Below are 22,965 nucleotides of genomic sequence, written 5' to 3' on the forward strand. Positions count from 1 at the left end.
TTTAAATATTATTTCAATTATTTAATGTCGTCTGTAAAGTGACCATCAAGTTTACCGCGACTCATTTTTTCTTCATTAAAGGCTTTTGACCCCCCTTTTGGAATAGATAAACTCTGCCAATTGTTTCCTTTTACCTGAGTACCAATTAAAACTATTTGACCCACGTGATATGCATAATGACAAAGCTGTCTGTTAAAAGCTTCTATCATTGTATGCTTTTGTTTGCGAATGTATATAGGTCTATCAAAATTATCAGGCGTTATACTGTACAGTGCTCCGAATAAACATCTCCAGCCTTCTTCCCATTTATCAATCAAATCTGCCTTAGTTTTGATCACTTTTTCAAATTCCAAATCTCTCTGTCTCCATTCCTTTTCTCCATCCGTAGTTAAAAAATTTGTCCATCTGGACATCATGTTTCCCCAAAGATGATTTACAATAATGGCAATCGAGTTAGTGTTTGGATCAGCTGTCCAATGAATATCATTCTCATCTAATTGAGCAAAAGTTTTATCACCCAAAGATTTATAGTATTCAAATTGCTTGATTACGCTATTGAGGTAATTTGGTATCATTCGTTATCTGTAAAATGGTTCCAACCTTGTGCAGTAATTGGCACTGCTTGTCCTCCTCTATCAATAATATGAGTACCGGATCCTTTATCAGTAAAATGACCAATAAAAGTAAGGTGCTTATTATCTTTTAACTTCTCATAGTCATTTTGACTAATAGAAAACAACAATTCATAATCTTCACCTCCATTTAATGCACACATACTTGCTTCTAGATCAAAGTCCCTTGCTGTATTATATGTTTCTTGATCAATTGGCAGTTTCTCATCATAAATGGCACAGCCCAAATCACTAGCTTTACATAAATGCAGTAATTCTGATGCCAATCCATCTGAAACATCAATCATTGAAGTAGGTTTTACCCCCAATTCTTTTAAAAAGTGAATAACGTCTTTTCTAGCCTCAGGCTTTAATTGTCTTTCCAAAATATAATCTACTCCCTCTAACTCCGGTTGCATTTTTGGATTCGCTTCATAAACTTCTTTTTCTCTTTCCAGCACTTGTAATCCCATAAATGCACCTCCAAGATCTCCACTTACTACTATCAAATCATTTTCTTTGGCGCCATCTCTCATTACGATCTCATTTTTGGCTACTTCACCAATTGCCGTAATTGAAATAATCAAACCACCAGTAGAAGAGGTAGTATCACCTCCTACCAAATCAACTTGATAAAGCTCACATGCTTTATGAATTCCTTTGTAAATTTCTTCAATTGCTTCTACAGAAAATCTATTTGAAACAGCAATAGAAACGGTAATTTGTGTAACATCACCATTCATTGCATAAATGTCAGAAAAGTTGACAATGGCAGCTTTATACCCTAAATGCATCAAAGGAGTGTACATCAAATTAAAATGAATCCCCTCCAATAACATATCAGTTGAAACCAACATGTACTTATCTCCTACATCAATCACTGCTGCATCATCTCCAACTCCTTTAACGGTAGAATCATGATATTTTTTAGTTTCAGCTGTTAACTTGTCAATCAATCCAAATTCCCCTAGCTGTTCAAGTTCTGTTCTGTTTTCCATCTAATCTATTTTATGGAATAGTTAAAATAAAAGATGGCCGGTTGAATTATGCTCTTTCACACCGACCATCTCATCAAATTATTTAAATTGATTAATCCAATGAACCAATCATTTTGGTTGGATCAACCCACTCTTCATATTTTTCTTCCGGCACGTATCCTAATCTTATCGCCTCTTCTCTTAATGTTGTTCCATTTGCATGGGCAGCATTTGCTATCTCTGCAGCTTTGTAATAACCAATTTTGGTATTTAATGCAGTAACCAACATCAATGAATTATTCAACAATTCTTTAATTCTAGCATGATTAGGCTCAATTCCTTTTGCACAATTCACATCAAATGAAAGACAAGCGTCCCCAATCAATTCAGCAGACTGTAACAAATTGTAAACCATCATTGGCTTGAAAACATTCAACTCATAATGCCCTTGAGCACCTCCTACTGAAACTGCTACATCATTACCCATAACCTGAGCACAAACCATTGTCAAGGCTTCTGCTTGAGTAGGGTTAACTTTTCCAGGCATAATAGATGAACCAGGCTCGTTTGCCGGAATAATAATCTCTCCAATTCCTGATCTTGGACCTGAAGCCATTAATCTAATATCGTTGGCAATTTTATTCAATGAAACGGCAATTTGCTTTAACGCACCATGCGATTCTACAATTGCGTCATGAGCAGCCAATGCTTCAAATTTATTTTCAGCCGTAACAAAAGGCAAACCTGTGAATTGAGCAATATATCTTGCCACTAAAGTATCATATCCTTTAGGTGTATTTAAACCTGTACCAACTGCCGTACCACCAAGTGCCAATTCAGCTAAATGAGGCAAAGTATTTTTCAATGCATTAATTCCATGATCTAACTGAGAAGCATATCCTGAAAATTCCTGACCCAATGTTAATGGAGTTGCATCCATCAAATGTGTTCTACCAATTTTTACTACGTCTTTAAATGCTTTTGACTTAGCTCTTAAAGTATCTCTTAAAGCCTCAACTCCAGGAATTGTTTTTTCAATAATCATCTTGTAAGATGAAATATGCATTCCTGTTGGAAAAGTATCATTTGAAGATTGAGATTTATTTACATCATCATTTGGCTGTAAAGTTTTATCACCTTCACCAATTTTTTTACCTGCAATTTCATGTGCACGGTTGGCAATAACTTCGTTCACATTCATATTAGATTGTGTTCCTGATCCCGTTTGCCAAATCACCAAAGGAAATTGGTCGTTAAGTTTTCCCTCTAATATCTCATCACACACCTCAGCAATTAAATCTCTTTTCTTTTCCTCTAAAACACCCAGTTCACAGTTTGCATAAGCAGCTGCTTTTTTCAAATATGCAAAACCCCTAATTACCTCAATTGGCATTGACCCTTCAGGACCAATTTTAAAATTATTTCGAGATCTTTCTGTTTGTGCACCCCAGTATTTATCGGCAGGTACCTTCACCTCACCTAATGTATCTTTTTCAATTCTATATTCCATTCGTATGATTTTTGAGAATTAATTATAACTTTACAGCAGAATTAGACAACAAAATTAACAATATATAATCATGGTTGCATTAGGATTTGCTTTATTTCTTTGTATCGGACTGATGGCATTTTGGGTTTTAGTGTTCCTTATGGGAGTTGCACTTCCTTTATGGATTACATTAGGTAGTATCGAAATGTTACGTCCAAAAAGATTAGTTGAAACAGCTGACGGCGAAGGCGAAGCCTAAGTAGTCATCCATTAAAAAAATTAAAGCTTCTGATTTCTCAGAAGCTTTTTTTATTTATAACAATTCATTTACATTCTCTGGTGGTCTACCTAACACAGCCTTATCGCCTTTAATCACAATTGGTCTTTCAATTAGTTTAGGATTATCAATTAGTGCAGCAATCCATTCATCTTCAGATAATTCTTTTCCTTTGAATTTTTCTTTATAAATATCCTCTCCTTTTCTAACTATATCTGCAGCTTTCATTCCCAACTTTACCAAAACTTCTTTCAACTCCTTTTTTGTTGGTGGATTTTCAAGGTAATTTACTATTGTTACTTTAGTTCCGCTATCCTCAATAATTGCTAATGTTTGTCTACTTTTTGAACAACGGTTATTGTGCCAAATTTCCATAATCAAGTTATACTGTTAATTAAAGCCTTAAATTTAGACAACTTTTTTAGCAAAAATCACGTATAACAAACGATAATCATTGAGATTGCGTTAAAATAATAGGATGATTAGATACGCCTACGTATTAACAATCGTACTCTTAACGGCAATGTCCAACAGTTTTGGACAGTATGCCGTAAGTGGTAATGCTACAACTGGTCCCGGTTGTAATGAGTTTACTATTACCTCAAACACTCCAAACCAAACCGGAGGAATGTATGGTACAACGCAATTAAATCTTACTACTGCTTGGTCGCTTAAATTTTCTGTAAATTTTGGATGTGACAATTTTGGAGGTGAAGGAATGGCCTTTGTGCTTCAACCTGGAGCTTGGACTCTTGGCACTGGAGGTTTTGGATTAGGATATCAAGGTCTTACCAATACATTAGCTGTTGAATTTGACACTAGAGATAATCAAGCTTCAGGGCAAACAACAAATTGGGATGTACCTTATGATCATATTGCATTAATGGGGAACGGAATCATCAATCACAACGATCCAGTAAATACAGCATTAACTGGTGTTTCTACTATCGACCCAACACCGGCAAATGACGTAGAAGATTGCCAAAATCATATTATTGAAATTACATGGACACCAGGAGCTACTCAAACTTTAGAAGTGTACTATGATGGTATGTTGACTTTGACTGAAACCAGCAACATGATCACCAATAATTTAGGTGGAGCAACAAACGTAACATGGGGATGGACAGGTGCAACAAGCGCCTTTTCAAATGAACAAACAGTTCAAATTGCGATTGAACCTGATTTTACCTACAGTCCAACAAACTGTCCGGGACAGGTAATCAACTTTACTGCTACAACTAATAGTCAGTATCCAATTGTTCAATATGATTGGGATTTTGACGGAACACCTTTGCTAAATGGCGGACCTAATCCTTCTCATACTTTTGCTACAGCAGGTAATCATCCTGTTACATTGACGATTACTGATAATCAGGGATGCACTAACTCAGTAACTATTGACATAGGAGTTGGATTCATGGTAGATGTTACTGCTGATTTAACTACAATTTGCCCGGGTACCTCAACTCAACTGCATGCTCAAGGTATTCCATTTGTAGGTAACACCTGCTGCTTTGAACTTCATTGCTATGATATTTGGGATGATTGGAACGGAGCAGAAGTAGAAATTTTTGTTGATGGAACTTCGCAAGGAACATATACGGCAACAGATGGTGGAGGTATGCCTTCTACAACTGTATTCAATATGTGTTTTCCTCATGGATCTGATATTGACATGGTAATAAATGGTACCGGATCTCCACAAGAAAGCTCTGTTTTTATGGTAGATGAAAGTGGAGATACTGTTGCACAAATTCTTAGTAATTTTTTATCTGGAAGTACTACGTGGTATAATGGTGCTACCGCACAATTTACAGTAGATTGCGGAATTACACCACCCGCTTACACATATAGCTGGAACAATGGAGGCTTTTTAGATAATGCGAATATTGCAGATCCAACATGTACAATTTCTTCAGCAACAACTTTTACAGTAGATGTTACAGATCCAGGAACCGGATGTGTAATTCAAGAAAACATTACCATTAATACATATACGCCTGGTACAATAAGTATAAGTGGAACACCAACAGTATGTGAAGGTGACTTAGGTGACTTGTCTGTATCAATGACTGGTCCAACACCATATGATTTCACAATCTCAGGTCCAGGAGGTCCTTATAATATAACAGGGATAACCTCAAGTCCTTATACATTCAGCAATGCAAATGCCGGAACATTTACAATCAGTTCAGCAACCAGTGCAGGATGCCCTATCGCGGCACCTTCCGGATCAGGAACCATAACTGTAATAATACCTCCGGATGTGGATATTGAATCAAACAATACGTATTGTGATGGAGACCCTATAAATCCATTAAATGTAGTTTCTACAAATGGAGGTACAGTTGAATGGTATAATAACCCCGGACTAACAGGAGCTCCATTAGCAACAGGAAACTCTTACACACCTAGCCCTGTAGTTGGCACTAATACTTATTACGCCATTGAAGCTGAATCAGTTTTAGGATGTACCGGAGATGTGGATTCTGTAATTATCACTGTTAACCCTGTACCTATCGAACCGACTTGGACCGGACAGACCGTTTGGTGTGAAGGAGTGGTTCCTACCACTTTATTAGCAACGGCATCCATGGGTGGAAATATTACCTGGTATGATGCTGATCCTGCTTTGGGACCTGCTAATGTTTTATCAACTAATCCTAATTTTAATCCATCATTCACTCCAGGAACATGGAGCCTATTTGTTACAGAAACGGCAAATGGATGCGAAGGTCCGGCTGAAGAGATTACATATACCGTAAAACCTACACCTCCTGCTCCAACTGTTACAGGTCAAACAGGATACTGTGAAGGTGAAACACCTACAGCTTTAACAGCAACTCCTAGTTTAGGAGGACAAATTGATTGGTATAATTCTTTGGGAATAAATCTTGGTACCGGAACAACATACACTCCGGGACTTACTGCCGGAACATCCATCTATTATGTTTACGAAACACTGAATGGTTGTGAATCTGACTCAACAGAAGTAGAAATATTAGTTCAACCTGCTCCAACTGTTGACGTACCAGATTCAGTAGGGATATGTAAAGGAGACTCTACTTTGGTAACAGCCATTAATAATGGATATGACATAAGTTGGGATGATGGCCAGTTAGGAGCATCCGTTTATTTGGGACCTGATTCAACCAGCTGGTTTGTTGTAACTGCTGACAACCCTTCTTGTGGATTTTCGCAGGACAGCATTCTGGTTATAGTTTATCCTTTGCCTTTAATTTATGCTGGCAATGACACCTTAATAGGTATTGGAGGCGAGGTAACCATGTGGGCCACTTCTCCATCAAGTGTCACCTTAGATTGGATTCCATCTGTAGAAGAATGCGTAGAAGGTGATTGTAGTATTGTTTATGATGTTCCTGATCAAGCAACAGTATATGTTGTTTTTGCCACCGATAAAAATGGCTGTGTAAATACTGACAGTGTTTTAGTAGACATCAATGGATATATGGACGTATTTGTACCAAACATATTTTCACCAAATGGTGATGGATGGAATGATGTTTTAGAAATTAAAGGTCCACGACTTTTCAATTTTACTATTGAAATCTATGATCGTTGGGGTAAAAGAGTGTACTATGCAGATGAACAAAAAGACTTTTGGGATGGTACTATGAATGGCAAACCGCTAGAGCCTCAAACATTTGTTTACATGTTAAAAGGCGAGACCGTTTTAGGTGATAAAATTGTCATTGAAGGCAATGTTTCAATAATTAAATAGAGTAGCCAACTCTTTTCGTCGAATAATCGTTAACACTAACAGATTAAATTCTATTTTTGTTTCTAATACAATCAATTACGAATATGATTAAATTCTACTACACGCTTGCCGCATTACTAATTAGCAGTATTGGTCTGGCACAAAACAACCCAATTTTGCCAGAGCAGCATGGTTCCACTCCTAATTGGAATCAAGCACAATATAAAGCTGTTGGCGATTCTTGCGGTGCTTATTACAATAATTACATTGGTTTAGGAAAAACGTCACAAGTGTTTGAGAGCATTTGTAGACAAGGAAACAATTCAGAATTTATTTTTTATGGTGGCGCTTATCAAAGATTTTACGCTCCACAACCAATGGAAATTTCAGGAATTGAGTTTTTTGCTTACGTTTCAGATACTGATGTAGATTCTGTTTTATTCATTACAACTTTACATGAATATGACCAAGTAAATGATACTTTAGGAGCTCAATTGGCTATAGATTCAGTTTATGTAACTCATCAGGCCTTTAGTATTGTTATCCCTGACATGTCAGTTAAATCATCTTTCGATACTGTGGTTACAGTTAATTCAGACTATATTATTGGTTATCAAAATACAACTGATGACTCTGTTTATGTTATAGTGAGTGACGGAACCGTAAATGATGGAAATGGTGACGGTCATTTTTTCTATTACTACAACAATCCTTTTGCTCCAACCTATGAAGGGACATATAATGCCTTGGCATTTGGTGCAGGATATGACTTTGATGCTTTGATAAGCCCTAGAATTAAATATGACTTGCAAGATGGTTTCAATCTTCTTGATGATGAAATTTGTCCAAATGTTGTAAGTGCCGGATGTGTAGAATATGCTCAAAAACCAGTTTTTAGTAATTCACAATATAACTGGGACGGAAACACATCAAATATTCTTTGGACATGGGGTGATGGTTTGCAAAATGGTAATTTGTTAAATGCTTGTCATACTTATACAACACCAGGTTCATACGACATAACTTTAAAAGACACACTTAGAAGATACGTTTATAACAACGTAAACTGTCCTTTCGTTTCTTCACAATCTATCACAGTTATTGATTCAGTGTTTGCAGATTTTAGCTTTATCAATAATGATACTTGGGTGATTTTCACAAATAATTCTACAAATGCTGATTCAGTTTATTGGGATTTTGGAGATTCAACTTCATCTAACATGTGGGAACCATTCCATGCATATGATTCAGTTGCCACTTATGAAGTTACCATGATTGCATATAACGAATGTTTCTCTGACACATTAGTATTGCCAGTAACAGTGGATAATTTAGGTATAGAGGACAACAAGGTAGATTTTTCATTGTATCCAAACCCTGCCAACTCTACAGTTACAGTTAATGGACTTAAAGCAGGCACAAGAATAGAATTGCTAAACATTATCGGTGAAGTTGTAATGACTGATGTTGCAGATGGCAACAAACATTATCTAAACACATTAGATTACAGCAGTGGCACCTACTTTATTAGAGTAAGTTCAGACCATGATCAGGTCACGAAAAAACTCATGATAAGACATTAAATTTTAAAAGCCGGACATTGATCCGGCTTTTTTTTGTGAAATATTCCCGAAATTTGCCAAATGGTAAGGAAAAGACTGAAAAATCCGGTTTTTCTATTTTACATACTAGTTGGATATGTAATTATCCAATTTAGTTGGTGGCTTTTCCAATTGTTTGGCCTTTACAAAAAAATCTACACTCATCCTGATCAATTAAAAAGCAAAACCTGGATGCTTTTGGGTGAAGGATTGGTTTTCCTTATTATCCTTCTTGGTGGTGTTTACATGATCAGAAGAGCACTTAAAAGAGAGAGAGAAATAAATGAACTGCAGCAAAATTTCTTACAATCAGTTAGTCATGAATTAAAGACACCTTTAGCTTCAATTGGACTTTTTCTGGAAACTATTAGGGATAGAGATTTAAGTGAAGAAAAGAAAAAAGATGCTTGTGATAGGGCACTAAGTGAAGTAAAACGATTGAACCATCTTATCTCCGATATTTTAACAGCCAGAAATATAGATAGCAGTAATTACTTCATTCACAAAGAAAAAATTGATTTAGACGACTATATCAATAAGGTTGTAAATTCTTTGAAGGATACTTTAATGGTAGACTATACTTTTTCTCTTTCCCTGGATGAAATCACTATCGATTTAGACAAAGAAGCTTTGGACAGTATAGTTTATAACATACTAGAAAACGCAAGTAAATATGCTCCTAAAGGTAGTAAAGTAAGTATCAGCCTTACAAAAAAATCAGGTAAAACTATTTTGCAAATTTCAGATGAAGGTATCGGACTTGATGCTGCTGCAAAAGAAAGGGTATTCAACAAATTTTATAGAGTTGAAAATGAAATGACCCGCAAATCAAAAGGAACAGGATTAGGTCTTTACATAGTGAAATTCTTAGTAGAAACACAAGGAGGTAAAATCAAATTACTTGACAATAAGCCTCAAGGTTTAACAGTTGAAATTCAATTTAATGAATAAAAAAGTTGCTTTATTAATTTTAGATGGATGGGGTCATGGTGATCACACCAAATCTGATGGTATATTTAATGCTAACACACCATTTATGGATGATTTGGAAATGAATCAGCCAGCCGCAGAATTACTAACTCATGGCGAAAATGTAGGTTTACCTGAGGGTCAAATGGGTAACTCAGAAGTTGGGCATTTAAATATTGGCGCCGGAAGAATTGTATATCAAGAATTAACTAGAATTAATAAAGCCATTAAAGAAGGAGAATTTCAAAAAAATCCTGTTTTATTGAATGCTTTGAATAAAGCTAAAAAGGAAAACAGAAAACTTCATTTAATGGGTTTGGTTTCAACAGGTGGTGTTCATTCATCTTTAGCCCATTTGTTTGCATTGTGTGATTTAGCTAACGAAATGGAAATTCCACAAACCTTTGTGCATGCTTTTACAGATGGAAGAGATTGTAATCCAACTACCGGATTAGGTCATTTAGAAGCACTAGAAAACCACATTAAAGGAAGCAATGTTAAAGTAGCCTCAGTTATTGGTAGATACTATGCCATGGATCGAGACAAACGCTGGGAACGCATTAAAATAGCTTATGATTTATTAGTTCATGGCGAAGGTGAAGCATATACATCATCTATTGAGGCTATACAGGCTTCATATAGTAAAAACGTGACGGATGAATTTATTACGGCAAATGTAATTGTAGAAAACGGTGAACCATTGGCAAAAATTGAAGATGGTGACATTGTCATCTGTTTTAATTTTAGAACCGATCGTTGTCGTGAAATCACCATGGCTCTTACTCAACAGCATTTTCATGAGCAAAACATGCATACATTAGACCTGCATTATTTAACCATGACCAATTATGACAAAACCTTTAAAGGAGTTCATGTCATCTTTGAAAATGACAATCTTCCCAATACATTGGGTGAAGTAGTGTCCAATGCAGGTATGACACAGTTGCGTATTGCTGAAACAGAAAAATATCCTCACGTAAGTTTCTTTTTTTCCGGTGGGAGGGAAAAAGAATTTAAAGGTGAATCAAGGATTATGATTCCTTCACCTAAAGTTGCAACTTATGATATGCAACCAGAGATGAGTGCGAGTGAAATAAAAGATGCTGTTATTGCTTTCATGGAGAATGAAACTCCTGATTTTATTTGCTTGAATTTTGCCAACACTGATATGGTAGGTCACACAGGTGTTTATGAAGCCATTATTAAAGCTGCTGAACACGTTGATTCTTGTGTAAAAGAGGTAGTTGAAAAAGGGAAAGATTTAGGGTATTCATTCATTATTATAGCAGATCATGGTAACTCAGATTTCGCAATTAACCCTGATGGAAGTCCAAACACCGCTCATTCAATGAACCCTGTTCCTGTTATAGTGATTGACAAAGATGTTCAATCATTAAAAAATGGAATTTTACAGGATGTGGCACCAACAATACTTGAATTATTAGGTGTTTCTCAACCAAAAGAGATGACCGGCTCATCTTTAATCGGATAAATTTTACAACTTATCGAGAAGTGATCCGTAAAATTGATTGACGTCAGATATCACTATATATTTGCGTTAACTACTACGTTTCTATGAATAAGGCAAAATTAGTTTTGTCTGTTGCGGCATTTACTACTACTACACTCACCGCCAACAGTCAAAACATAAATGGTTATGCCGAGGTTGTTGGTATTGTGGATAACATGCTGACACTTGGTACTGTGGATGAATCAGCAGATTCGTTCGAAGATGGTGAGTGGATTGTAATCATGCAAATGCAAGATGATGTAATTGGCAATGTTTCTAATACAGTCAATTTTGGAGATCTTGGAAGCATTAACAGTGCAGGTTTGTATGAAGTCCGGCAAATTCAAACACACACAGAAATCGCCGGTGTGCCAAATTCAATTTCTTTAGTTAGTATTCCAAACAACACTTACAATATTTGTAATAATTGCTCAGTTCAGATCATCACTTTTCGAGACTTGGGGGCACCTGACTACACAACCACATTTGACATTACGGCTAAAGATTGGGATGGTACAACAGGTGGTGTGGTTGCATTCAACGTGGCCGGAACATTAACCTTAAACAATAATATTAGCGCAGATTATAATGGTTTCAGAGGTGCCGGACCTAATGCCGGTGGATCAGCAGGTTGTTCAGGTGGTGGAAGCTATAGAGTTAATACACAAGCTAACTTTGCGGACAAAGGAGAAGGAATTTTTAGAAGGATATTAGGAAATCAAGCAGCCGGAATGGGTAAAATCCTAAACGGAGGTGGTGGAGGAAATAGTCACAATGGAGGTGGCGGTGGAGGAGGAAACTACACTTCCGGAGGAGACGCAGGTCCAGGATGGCCCAATTGTAACCCATCTGCCGGAGGACTTGGAGGAATTTCTTTACAAGGTCAAATTTCTGCTAACCGTATCTTCATGGGCGGCGGCGGCGGAGCCGGCGAAGGAAACAACAATCTTTCAACTGATGGTGGAGATGGTGGAGGCATTGTCCTTATCAAAGCAAATGAAATCATTACAGACGCTTGTACGGGTGTTACTATTTCTGCAAACGGAGAAAATATAGCATTTGCAGGAAATGATGGAGGCGGAGGTGGAGGCGCCGGAGGTTCAATTGTTTTTGAAGTGAATACCTGGAATATTACAGGTGCATGCCCTTTGAACATTGAAGCCAGTGGTGGAGATGGTGGATCTGTTAATAGCGGCGCTACACATGGCGGCGGTGGCGGCGGTGGCCAAGGAGTTGTGTTTTATTCAGGTATGCAACCAATGGCTAATGCTTCAACCATTACCAATAATGGCTCAGGAGGTTGCGACAATAATTCAAATCCTTGTACCTCAATTGCAGGAAGTGGCGGAGGATTAAATGGTGAAGGTGTTCAGGAAAACCTATCCGGACCATTACCCATTGAAATTATCTCATTTGATGCTGAATTAGTCAATGATCAGGTATTACTGAGTTGGGTTACTGCTTCTGAAAAAGACAATGATTACTTCACAATTGAACATTCTTTGAATGGAAATCAGTGGAATATAATTACAACAGTAAAAGGAGCAGGTAATAGTACTCAAACCATTAATTACAGTACAATTCACTCAAATCCAAATTTGGGATTAAATTATTATCGCCTGCGTCAAACTGATTTCAATGGCACCTATACATTATCAGATACTAGAACGGTAAATTTTGAAGATGACCAAACCATCTTGTACCCTAACCCGGCAAATGACATTGTTCATGTAATGAAACCAAATATCGGGCAGTATGAAATAAGTATCTACAACACCCTTGGTCAAAAAGTGAGCGCAACAATTGAAGCGTATCAAAATCTGATTCAAATTAACACATCAGAACTGTCTACAGGTGTTTATGTATTGGTATTAATTAAGGATGAACAGCAAGAGCAAATAAAACTGGAAATTGAACGCTAAATCAATTTCTTTGGCTTTCCTGCAATAAAATCTTTAAGATATGCTGGCTCAAAATAGGCGAGATCTTCAAAGTCTTTGGCTTTGAATTTCTCCAGTGCCAGTTGGATCATCCCTTTAGCTGAAACTTCTGTTGCAAGGTCAAATACGGCATTGTCATTTTGAATAATTTCTTGACATTTTTCAGCTCCGGGTCCAACAAAAATAATCTTGCCTTGAGACAATTCTGAAGTAAAAGAAAACTCATCTATAATCATAGCCTGGGTTTCAAGAAGATTTTCGCCATTGCGATAAAGTGCCGTGTAAACTTCCATTCTCCTTGCATCAAACATTGGGCAAACAATGTCATTTGTATCAACCAAAGAGGCCAAGGCTTTTAAAGAATTGATACTAATTAAAGGAATATCTAAAGCATAACAAATCCCCTTTGCAGAACTGGTACCTATTCTTAATCCGGTATAAGATCCGGGACCAGCACTAATTGCTACAGCTTCTAAATCTTTTATAGACTTACCGGCTGCTTTCATCACTTCTTCAATGAAGAAATTCAACTTTTCAGCATGAGAGAATTTATCAGAGGTTTCCTCTGCAAGCTGCAATAATTGTCCATTTTCTGATAATGCTACTGAACATGTTTTAGTAGCTGTTTCAAGATGTAAGATGAGTGCCATTATTCAATGATCAAAATTTCAACCCGCCTATTTGCTTCTTCCTCTTCAGGCTTTTTGGGATCTTTATAAATCATTTCAGTATTCCCAAACCCTTTAGCAATTAGTCTTTCAGGATTTATACCATTGTTTTTCAAAAATTTTCTAACTGCTTTGGCTCTATCTTCTGATAGCTTTTGAATTCTATTGCTATTCTCCATGTCCGGCGCATTTACATGCCCTTGTATTTCAATTGACACTTCTTCATTTAGCGCCATAAAATCAAGCAATCGTTTAAGTGCAGGCATAGCAATCGGTAAAAACTCATCTGAATCTTGATAAAATTTGATATCCTCCAACAGCAATTTTTTACCAGAAGACAGTCGTTCTAATTCAATCAATATATCGGCATCATCATTGGCCTTTTTATCCAATACTACATCCTTCACAAACAAAAAGTATCCCGGTGTGTTTGATTCAATATGCAATTCTCTCGCCCTTGTCCCTGAAAAAATGAAATCGGTCCCCATGAACAATGCATTGTCCTTACCTACTCCGTCAATAATCATATTGGCTTCAACAGGCTCAAGTGTCTCCTTATCTCTAATTCTAACGCGAATCATTGGATCGTCAGGCTTTACTCTAAAATCTTGAATAACCGCTTGCGTTCTACTGATCTCTCCTACTCTCTTCCACTTAATTTTGGCTTTCCCTTCAAAAGTAGAGTTGGTATGAATCATTAGGTAGTAAACATCTAAAAATTCAGTATCCACTGAGGGTTTAAAATTTTTGTCTTTTGGATCAATTGAAATACCCTTAGGATAAAAAGTAGAAGTAGAAGCCATGATAGGTTTTACCTGATCATTCTCCAGCTTTTCACAAAAAGAATTATCGTCTGCTTTAAACAACATAAAGCTGAAATCAACATTATTTTCTGTTGAAATTTCAAACTCAAGTTTACCTTTTAGGTTCGGTTCAACTCTGATCCATACAGAATTTACTTCATGAAAGTCAGGGTTCATTGTAATAAAATCATCTCTATTACCATAATTACCCGGAAACTGAATTTGTGCAGGATTATCAAAATCAAGAACCTCTAAAGCCCCAAAACAATCGGCAAAAGAGTTAGAATAGTGCATTTTAAAACCTTGCGAAAACGCACCGTTCCCAATGACAATAGCTAATATAAAAAAGAGTAAATTTTTAATCATCCGGCAACAACAAATATAACGTATTTTTGTTTGCTGTAATTTCACATATCATGCCAAAGCAATAGATATGAATAATATAATAACAATTTATGAAAAACTAGGTGATGAAAAGCTAAAACAATTATTGGATGCTTTTTATGACAGAGTTTTTGCTTCTGAAATTATTGGACCATTATTCAATCATACCGAAAAAGACCTAATTAAGGATAAACAGTTTTGCTTTCTAACCCAGTTTTTAGGAGGTCCGCCAAGGTATATTGAAAAATATGGACATCCCAGAATGCGTATGAGACACATGCCTCATAAAATTACTATGGAAGGTAGAGATGAATGGTTGCGATTAATGAAGGAATCAATAAATACATTGGAAATAGAAGAAGATTTTAAAGAGGCTCTATACAACTGTTTTCCTAAGTTGGCAACCCACATGGTAAACAGTTAATATATTGCTCAAATTTTTATTTCCTATTTTAGGAATGAAAATTGTGACAATCAACCCATCTAGCCGTTAGATTTTAATAGAGTGAATAGACTATTGATCATATTTTTATTATTTATCGCCAGTACGCAAGTACTTGGTCAATCTGATAATCAATTAACCTGGTCAAATAGAAAACTGAAATGGGCCGACTTTAAGGGTGATATTCCAGCCGATTCAAAATTTCATGCACTCACTCACTCAGTGATAGATTTAAAATATCATGCCGAAGGAAATAATGTCACCTTTGAGATTAAAACTGTATTTGAGAAGTTAAAATCATGGAAAAAAGAAGAAGCTGATACTTATCTTTTACAGCATGAACAATTACATTTTGACATAACAGAATATTACAGCAGAATACTAAGAAAACGCATTAAAACTCACAGATTTAAAGGAATAAACACTTTTTCTAGTGAAGTAAGTGCTATTTTTAATCAGATTTATAAAGATGCCAATGAAATGCAATTGGCATATGATAAAGAAACCGAACACTCAATTAACAAGAAAAAACAAAAAAAATGGAACAAAAAGATTGCTTCCAGCATGAAAAAACTGGACAATTATAAAAATCCAAAAATTAAAATCAACATCAGTTACCTCACAAATAAATCAATATGAAACACTTATTTACGCTCTTACTCATTATCATTTCTTCAGTTGGAATAGCCAAAAACAAAACATGGTTAAGTCTTAAACCGGATGGATCTATTGCTTTTAAAATTGAAGCAAAAAGTGTTGATCAATTTAGTGATGGTTATGCTGCCGTAAAAATCAGTTTAGTTGAAAACAATACCTGGGTAACCAGATTAGGGTTCGTAGACAAAACAGGACAAATGGTGATTCCTGCTATTTACGATAAAACTAAAGGTGATGGATTTGTAAATGGAAGGGCCTGGGTAAAGAAAAAAGATGATAAATATTGGACCTTAATCGACAAAAAAGGAAACGTAATCAAAACAGGTGATTATGACAATGTAGGTTATATATTAAGCGGAAACAACAACTTACTATGCGTCCAACAAGGTGATTACAAAGGTTTCATAGACTATGACGGAAAAGAAATAATCCCATGTAAATACATAGGTTCTTCAAGTTTTAGTCAAGGCTTAGCATGTGTAGCAACAGAAGAAAGTGATGGATATGGTTTTATTAACGAAAAAGGTGAAGTTGTAATTCCACTTAAATTCAAACAAGCCGGGGTCACCACATTTACAGAATATGATTTAGCAAGAGCAGGAGTTGGCGGAACAACAGTATTAATTGACAAAACCGGCAAAATAGTTTTTAAAACCGGACAGGGAAACATTCAAAGTATTAGCAATGGCTGGATTAGAGTTTTTACCAGTAGCAGAAGAGATGATTGGGGATATTTAGATTTTAATGACCAGTGGAAAATCAAACCCATTTATGATAAACTGAGTGACTTTAATGAACAAGGATGGGCAGAAGCAACATTGAAAGGATATACAGGAATCATTGATACCACAGGGAAAACCATTTTAGATTTCAAATACGCAACTTTATATCTAAATCCTAAGGAAGATGGATACATCATGGGAGTATTACCTGTTGAAAAGCCCTCTTCGTTACTGAACACTCCAAAAGATTACTTCACTCCTGATTTAAAACCGGTTGATACAACTGGAATTAAATACATCTATCCGGCAAAGGGTGGTGAATTGATGCCTTATTTGGATCACAATGAGAAAAAAGGTTATTTAAGCAGAGATTTCAAAGTTGCCATTCCGGCTAAATACAGCCGCGCAGAGATTTTTTCTGAAGGTTTAGCCTGGGTATCTGAATAAGAAGTACAATCAAGAACATTGTCGCAATAGTAACGTATAAGACCTAAAATTCGCGAAAAAACAGTTATTTTCACGGGCCAAAGTATTTTACCATGATTAGAGGATTAAGCAAGGGGATTTTTTTATTGACATTTATTTGGGTTGCCACATTTTCATTGGCGCAAGAAAAACCCACGTACAAAACCAAAAATGTCATTGTAGTTATCATGGATGGACCACGATACACTGAAACCTGGGGAGACTCAACTCATCAACATATTCCTCACCTGGCAAATGACATGGTTCAACATGGTGTTTTATACACCAACTTTAGAAACAATGGTCCTACTTATACAGTAGCCGGGCACACTGCTATTTGTACAGGGAATTATCAAAAAATAAAAAATAACGGCTACGAATTGCCAAAGAAACCTTCCATGTTTCAGTATTGGTTAAAAGAAACCGGCAAAAAAAATAACAAAGCTTTTGTAATCACAAGTAAAGATAAACTAGCGGTTTTAACCAACTGTAAAGACAGAGACTGGAGAGACAAATTTAGACCCAATCAGGATTGTGGAAACAATGGTTTATTTACCGGATATAGAATAGATTATAAAACAGCTGACAAAGTGATTGAAATTTTTGGGAGAGATAAACCTGAATTAGCATTAATCAATTTTCAGCAACCGGATTCGTGGGGACACGCTAACAACTGGGAAAAGTATCTGGCAGGAATGAAAAAAACTGACGAGTACATTTACAGAATATTCCAATACATCAACACCGATCCTAATTACAAAGATCAAACTACCCTTTTTGTGACCAATGATCATGGACGTCATTTAGATGGGCACAAAGATGGTTTTGTTTCGCATGGAGACGGATGTGAAGGATGCAGAAGAATTTTATTGTACGCTTACGGACCTGATTTTAAACGCAATTTGAAATTGGATACGCAAAGAGAGCAAATTGATATCCCAGCTACTATTGCAGAAATGATGGGCTTTTGCATGCCAACCGGTGATGGTGTGGTAATGGAAGAGTTGTTTAAGTAGTATCTGGCACAATCAGCTGCATGCAGCTGTCGGGCTTTCGCTAGTCGCTTCCCGAGGTTTCGGGAGAGCTTCAACAAACCATCCACTAGATTTCTCGCCCCGAGAGCTCGGGACGAAATGACCACGCACCGCTCAATCCCTTTGTCTTAATAATGAAAATTTAAAATTTACCTGATAATTAAACTTTTACTCCAATTACGCACAAATCGTCCAATTGCTCATAACCACTTTTCCAACTCTCAAACTCCTCTTCTATTTGTGCTTTTTGTTCATCCATTTCTAAATGAGCTATGCCTGCCAAAAAGCTTTTGAAAGGTTTGTACTTATACTTTTTACCCTTGTCTCCTCCAAACTGATCTGCAAATCCATCTGAGAACATGTATAGGCAATCCCCTTTTTGAACCTCAACATCATGCGTTGTGAATGGTTTTTGATCAGCATATTTCCCTATTGGTTGCTTATCAGCTTTTATCTCTATCAACTCACCATTTCTAACCAACCACAAAGGGTTATTGGCCCCAGCGAATTGAACAGTAATCTTTTCTCCTTCATCTTTGCTCTTTGTTCGCGCGACTGAAAGGAGCGCAATATCCATCCCATCTTTTACTTCTTCTTCACTTTTTTCAAATTCCTCAATTACTATCTCTCTGGTTTTATCCAAAATCAGTCCGGGTTCTTTAAGTTGATATTCCCTAAATGAACGGTTCAAAGCATTATGACAAACCACACTCACCAATGCACCCGGAACACCATGACCGGTACAATCAGCTGCAGCAATCAATTGCTTATTTTCATCATTTGCAAACCAGTAAAAATCTCCTGCCACAATATCTTTTGGTAAATACAAAATGAATGAATTGGGGATATGCGATTTCACCAATTTATCCGGTGGTAAAATTGCTTGTTGTAATCGTTTTGCATAGTTGATAGAATCTAAAATCTCCTGATTTTTTTCATCCACAATATGTTTTTGATGCTCAATTTCTGCCTTTTGTTCTCTGGTAACTTTTAATCTTCTATAAATGACAAATGCAAAAATTGCTACCAAAAATCCCCCAAAAGAAACAGCAATTTTAATCGTGTTTTCTTGCTTTAATTGTGCATCTTTTTCATTTAACTGTGCTTCAGAAACTTCCTTTTGTTTGATTAAATTTAAACTATCCTGCAGTTGCTTTTTCTCAAATCCAAATGACACTTCTTTTTGAATCAAAGCTCTTTCCTGCTCATCATTGGTTAAACTATCTAAATTGCTCAAATACAATTCATGATGCTTCAAGGCATTTTTAAAATCCCCTTTTTTCTTGTAGTTTTCATGTAAACAATCATGACAATACACAATAGTTTGCATGTCATGAGATTCCATAGAAAAATTCAAGGCCTTTTCACAATAAGTAATACCCTTGGCAGGATTTCCCATTAATCCTTCAACTATTCCAATTCCGACATAAGTGTCAGCCAAACCATATTTTCCGTCTTCATGGTTTTCAAAAACATCCTCTGCTAAATAGTAGTAATAAGCCGCCGAATCATAATCTTTCAAATCCATATAAACCCCACCAAGATTAATATATGAAAAAGCCGCACCCAGTGTATCTCCTTTATTTAAATCATGACCAATAACTGACCTGAGATAAGTTTTAGATTTTTCATAATTTCCTAAACTTCGCTCAATTACTCCCAAATTGTTATAGGTACTAAATACTGAAGAAGTATCAGCTCTAAGTCGATCAAAACTCAAGCTTTTAATAAAATATTCTTTCGCCTTTACATTTTGATCAATGTTCATGTAAATAGCTCCAATTGTATTCATGCTATTGGATTTGGCCAAATAATAAAGTTCTTTTACCTGAGGATCTGTACTTGATGTATCAATAAAATCAGCTGCTCTAATACTATTCTGTAATTCGTCAATTGCAGTTTGAAAATCAGATTTCATGTAATAAGCAGCACCTTTAGCTCCATAAGCATTGGAAAGCCATATAGCATCACCTTTTTCAAAACATTCATTAATCAGTATGTCTACGTAATAAATGGTCGAATCCGGATTTGTATACAAATAGCTCCATGTGTGATGATACAATCCGGTAATTCTAACAGAATCCGAATTTTCTTCATTTTCCCAATCTGCATAATATTCCCAATCCTGACTATATGCAGAGAAGGCTAAAAAATAGATGAAAACAAATATGAATTTTGTCACGGTATACCTATATATCAAGCTAATACATTGACAATAATACGTTTTTTAGAAACAAATTTTATTTGAACCAAAAAAAAAAAGAGCAACACTTTACGCATTGCTCCTTTAACTTTATTCTTTTATCCGCTTATACAGTCTGTGAGATATTGCTTAAAATCTCATTGAAAGTTGCAGATGGTCTCATTTCTTTACCGCAAAGTTCATCTGATGGTTCATAATATCCTCCGATATCAACTTTGTGTCCTTGTGCAGCTAACAACTCATCATTAATTTTTGATTCGTTTTCAGCCAATGCTGCTGCTACATCTTTAAACATGGCAGCTAACTCAGCATCATCTGATTGACTAGCCAAAGCCTCTGCCCAATACATTGCCAAATAAAAGTGACTTCCTCTGTTGTCAATTTCATTTACATTTCTTGATGGAGTCTTTTTATTGTCCAAGAACTTCTCAGTTCCTTCATCCAAACAAGCACCCAAAATTTGCGCTCTTTTGTTATTTGTAACTTCTCCGTAATGATCCAATGAAACAGCCAATGCTAAAAATTCTCCTAATGAATCCCATCTTAAGTGACCTTCTTCAACAAATTGATCAACATGCTTAGGAGCAGAACCTCCGGCACCTGTTTCAAACAATCCACCTCCGTTCATTAAAGGAACGATAGACAACATTTTGGCAGATGTACCCAATTCTAAAATCGGGAATAAATCTGTCAAATAATCTCTCATTACATTTCCTGTAACTCCAATAGTATCTTCACCTTTTCTAATTCTGTCCAAAGTAAATTGACAAGCATCTTTTTGAGACATGATTCTCACATCAGCTCCTGCAGTATTAAACTCAGGCAAGTAAGCTTTTACTTTTTTGATTAATTCAGCATCATGAGCTCTTGTATCATCCAACCAGAAAACTGTAGGCCATCCTGTAGCATTTGCTCTTGTTACAGCTAATTTTACCCAATCTTTAATTGGAGCATCTTTAGTTTGACACATTCTCCAGATATCACCTTCTTCAACATTGTGTTGCATTAAAACATCACCAGCAGAGTTGGTAACAACAACTTGGCCGTCACCTGATATCTCAAATGTCTTATCATGTGAACCATACTCTTCAGCTTTTTGAGCCATTAAACCAACATTTGGAACAGTACCCATAGTTGTTGGATCATACGCTCCGTTAGCAATGCAATCATCAATTACTGTTTGGTAAGTAGCAGCATATGATGAATCAGGGATTACAACTTTAGTATCTTGTTGTTTTCCTTCTTTGTTCCACATTTGACCAGAAGTTCTGATCATTGCCGGAATTGATGCATCAATAATCACATCAGAAGGTACATGTAAATTAGTAATTCCTTTATCTGAATTCACCATGGCGATATCAGGTCCGTTATCATAAACAGCTTGAATATCTGCTAAAATTTCATTCTTTTTATCTGATGGAAGGTTCTCAATTTTACTGATTAAATCACCAAAACCGTTTCTTACATCTACACCAACACTTTCAAGTGCATCATGGTGTTTGTTAAATACATCTGCAAAAAATACCTCAACCGCATGTCCAAAAATGATAGGGTCTGAAACCTTCATCATGGTAGCTTTCATGTGAATTGAGAATAAAATCCCTTTATCGTTAGCATCTTTTACTTGATCAGCAAGGAATGACAACAAAGCTTTTTTGCTCATGTACGTTCCATCAATAACCTCTCCTTCTAAAAGATCTAATTTCTTTAATTCTTTTGAAGATCCATCATTACCTTTAAAAGTGATGGTCACTGTATCAGCAGCCGGCATAGTAACCGATTTTTCATTGGCTCTAAAATCTCCTGATGACATTGTTGCCACGTGAGTTTTAGAAGCTGATGACCAGGCACCCATTGAATGAGGATTCTTTTTAGCGAAATTTTTCACTGCTTTAGGAGCTCTACGATCAGAGTTACCTTCTCTTAAAACAGGGTTTACTGCGGAACCTTTAACCTTATCGTATCTGGCTCTTACATCTTTTTCTTTATCATCTTTTGGCTCTTCAGGATAATCAGGCAAAGCAAATCCTTTGGCTTGCAACTCTTTTATCGCAGCTTTAAGCTGAGGAATTGAAGCTGAAATGTTTGGTAATTTAATCACATTTGCTTCAGGCTTTTTAACCAAAGATCCTAACTCTTCTAATGCATTTGGCACTTGTTGATCTGCCGATAAATAATCAGGAAAAACTGCCAAAATCCTTGCAGCCAATGAAATGTCTTTTGTTTCTACTGCAACACCAATTGGTTCAGCAAATGCCTTAACTATTGGTAAAAATGAATGAGTTGCTAATGCCGGAGCTTCGTCCGTTTTTGTGTAAATGATCTTGTAATTTTCGCTCATTTGAAAAGAGTTTAAGATAATATTCGTGTGAAGACCTGTAAATTTACTGATTTCATTGACCTCAAATGTGATTTTGAGCAATATTTTTTCAGATTTTCAACTTTTTGAGCGAATAGTGAATCCAATTGTTATAAAACAGCTGTAAAAG

Annotated in this window: 18 protein-coding genes; 10 read left to right on the forward strand and 8 right to left on the reverse strand. The window is 36.2% G+C overall.

The features are described 5' to 3' along the window. Positions 1 to 17 precede the first annotated feature (17 nt). From K6119_RS08355 to fumC, 3 genes are all read right to left on the reverse strand, one after another. On the reverse strand, positions 18 to 575 hold the full coding sequence (locus tag K6119_RS08355) for a DUF1572 family protein (RefSeq protein ID WP_221838137.1): 558 nt from the start codon (positions 573 to 575) through the stop codon (positions 18 to 20). Then, positions 572 to 1,609 (reverse strand): thiamine-phosphate kinase, encoded by a 1,038-nt coding sequence (gene thiL, locus K6119_RS08360; protein WP_221838139.1) that lies wholly within the window; start codon positions 1,607 to 1,609, stop codon positions 572 to 574. The genes K6119_RS08355 and thiL overlap by 4 nt, the downstream gene beginning before the upstream one ends. Before the next feature lie 91 nt (positions 1,610 to 1,700). Continuing rightward, positions 1,701 to 3,098, reverse strand: coding sequence for a class II fumarate hydratase (fumC, locus tag K6119_RS08365; protein WP_221838140.1), 1,398 nt, complete (start codon positions 3,096 to 3,098; stop codon positions 1,701 to 1,703). Between the two features lie 70 nt (positions 3,099 to 3,168). Here fumC and K6119_RS08370 point away from each other — a divergent pair, with 70 nt between their 5' ends. Next, on the forward strand, positions 3,169 to 3,336 hold the full coding sequence (locus tag K6119_RS08370; RefSeq protein ID WP_221838142.1) for a hypothetical protein: 168 nt from the start codon (positions 3,169 to 3,171) through the stop codon (positions 3,334 to 3,336). A 54-nt stretch (positions 3,337 to 3,390) separates the two neighbouring features. Here the strand turns inward: K6119_RS08370 and arsC are convergent, their stop codons facing one another. Further along, positions 3,391 to 3,729: an arsenate reductase (glutaredoxin) gene (gene arsC / locus K6119_RS08375; RefSeq protein WP_336246111.1), complete on the reverse strand. Its 339-nt coding sequence runs from the start codon at positions 3,727 to 3,729 to the stop codon at positions 3,391 to 3,393. Between the two features lie 103 nt (positions 3,730 to 3,832). Between arsC and K6119_RS08380 the strand changes: the two genes are divergently transcribed. The 5 genes from K6119_RS08380 (at position 3,833) to K6119_RS08400 (ending at position 13,080) form a co-directional block, all read left to right on the forward strand. After that, entirely contained in the window at positions 3,833 to 7,099 is a 3,267-nt protein-coding gene (locus K6119_RS08380) for a lectin-like domain-containing protein (protein ID WP_221838145.1), read from the forward strand. A gap of 83 nt (positions 7,100 to 7,182) precedes the next feature. After that, the gene (locus tag K6119_RS08385; RefSeq protein ID WP_221838148.1) at positions 7,183 to 8,661 is read left to right on the forward strand and encodes a T9SS type A sorting domain-containing protein; all 1,479 of its coding nucleotides are present in this window, start codon (positions 7,183 to 7,185) and stop codon (positions 8,659 to 8,661) included. A gap of 60 nt (positions 8,662 to 8,721) precedes the next feature. Further along, a complete protein-coding gene (locus K6119_RS08390; RefSeq protein ID WP_221838151.1) occupies positions 8,722 to 9,630 on the forward strand; it encodes a sensor histidine kinase in 909 nt (302 codons plus the stop codon). After that, positions 9,623 to 11,140: a 2,3-bisphosphoglycerate-independent phosphoglycerate mutase gene (gene gpmI / locus K6119_RS08395; RefSeq protein ID WP_221838154.1), complete on the forward strand. Its 1,518-nt coding sequence runs from the start codon at positions 9,623 to 9,625 to the stop codon at positions 11,138 to 11,140. The genes K6119_RS08390 and gpmI overlap by 8 nt, the downstream gene beginning before the upstream one ends. Before the next feature lie 83 nt (positions 11,141 to 11,223). Beyond that, positions 11,224 to 13,080 (forward strand): T9SS type A sorting domain-containing protein, encoded by a 1,857-nt coding sequence (locus tag K6119_RS08400; protein WP_221838157.1) that lies wholly within the window; start codon positions 11,224 to 11,226, stop codon positions 13,078 to 13,080. Here the strand turns inward: K6119_RS08400 and tsaB are convergent. Both tsaB and K6119_RS08410 read right to left on the reverse strand, forming a co-directional pair. Next, positions 13,077 to 13,748 (reverse strand): tRNA (adenosine(37)-N6)-threonylcarbamoyltransferase complex dimerization subunit type 1 TsaB, encoded by a 672-nt coding sequence (gene tsaB, locus K6119_RS08405; RefSeq protein WP_221838160.1) that lies wholly within the window; start codon positions 13,746 to 13,748, stop codon positions 13,077 to 13,079. The genes K6119_RS08400 and tsaB overlap by 4 nt on opposite strands. Continuing rightward, on the reverse strand, positions 13,748 to 14,935 hold the full coding sequence (locus K6119_RS08410; RefSeq protein ID WP_221838162.1) for an OmpA family protein: 1,188 nt from the start codon (positions 14,933 to 14,935) through the stop codon (positions 13,748 to 13,750). The genes tsaB and K6119_RS08410 overlap by 1 nt, the downstream gene beginning before the upstream one ends. 67 nt (positions 14,936 to 15,002) lie before the next feature. Between K6119_RS08410 and K6119_RS08415 the strand changes: the two genes are divergently transcribed. The 4 genes from K6119_RS08415 to K6119_RS08430 all read left to right on the forward strand — a co-directional run bounded on the left by K6119_RS08415 (position 15,003) and on the right by K6119_RS08430 (position 18,255). After that, positions 15,003 to 15,377, forward strand: a complete 375-nt coding sequence (locus K6119_RS08415) for a globin domain-containing protein (protein WP_221838164.1) — start codon at positions 15,003 to 15,005, stop codon at positions 15,375 to 15,377. 81 nt (positions 15,378 to 15,458) lie between these two features. Next, a complete protein-coding gene (locus tag K6119_RS08420) occupies positions 15,459 to 16,034 on the forward strand; it encodes a DUF922 domain-containing protein (protein WP_221838166.1) in 576 nt (191 codons plus the stop codon). Beyond that, a complete protein-coding gene (locus K6119_RS08425; RefSeq protein ID WP_221838168.1) occupies positions 16,031 to 17,221 on the forward strand; it encodes a WG repeat-containing protein in 1,191 nt (396 codons plus the stop codon). Before K6119_RS08420 ends, K6119_RS08425 begins: the two co-directional genes overlap by 4 nt. A 92-nt stretch (positions 17,222 to 17,313) precedes the next feature. Then, positions 17,314 to 18,255, forward strand: a complete 942-nt coding sequence (locus tag K6119_RS08430; RefSeq protein ID WP_221838171.1) for an alkaline phosphatase family protein — start codon at positions 17,314 to 17,316, stop codon at positions 18,253 to 18,255. A gap of 178 nt (positions 18,256 to 18,433) precedes the next feature. Here the strand turns inward: K6119_RS08430 and K6119_RS08435 are convergent, their stop codons facing one another. Together K6119_RS08435 and K6119_RS08440 are read right to left on the reverse strand one after the other, a co-directional pair. After that, positions 18,434 to 20,455: a tetratricopeptide repeat protein gene (locus K6119_RS08435; RefSeq protein ID WP_221838174.1), complete on the reverse strand. Its 2,022-nt coding sequence runs from the start codon at positions 20,453 to 20,455 to the stop codon at positions 18,434 to 18,436. Positions 20,456 to 20,582: 127 nt separating this feature from the next. Further along, positions 20,583 to 22,817, reverse strand: a complete 2,235-nt coding sequence (locus K6119_RS08440) for an NADP-dependent isocitrate dehydrogenase (protein WP_221838185.1) — start codon at positions 22,815 to 22,817, stop codon at positions 20,583 to 20,585. Positions 22,818 to 22,965 lie beyond the last annotated feature (148 nt).

The sequence above is a fragment of the Paracrocinitomix mangrovi genome (genome assembly GCF_019740355.2).
Lineage (GTDB): Bacteria > Bacteroidota > Bacteroidia > Flavobacteriales_D > Crocinitomicaceae > Paracrocinitomix > Paracrocinitomix mangrovi.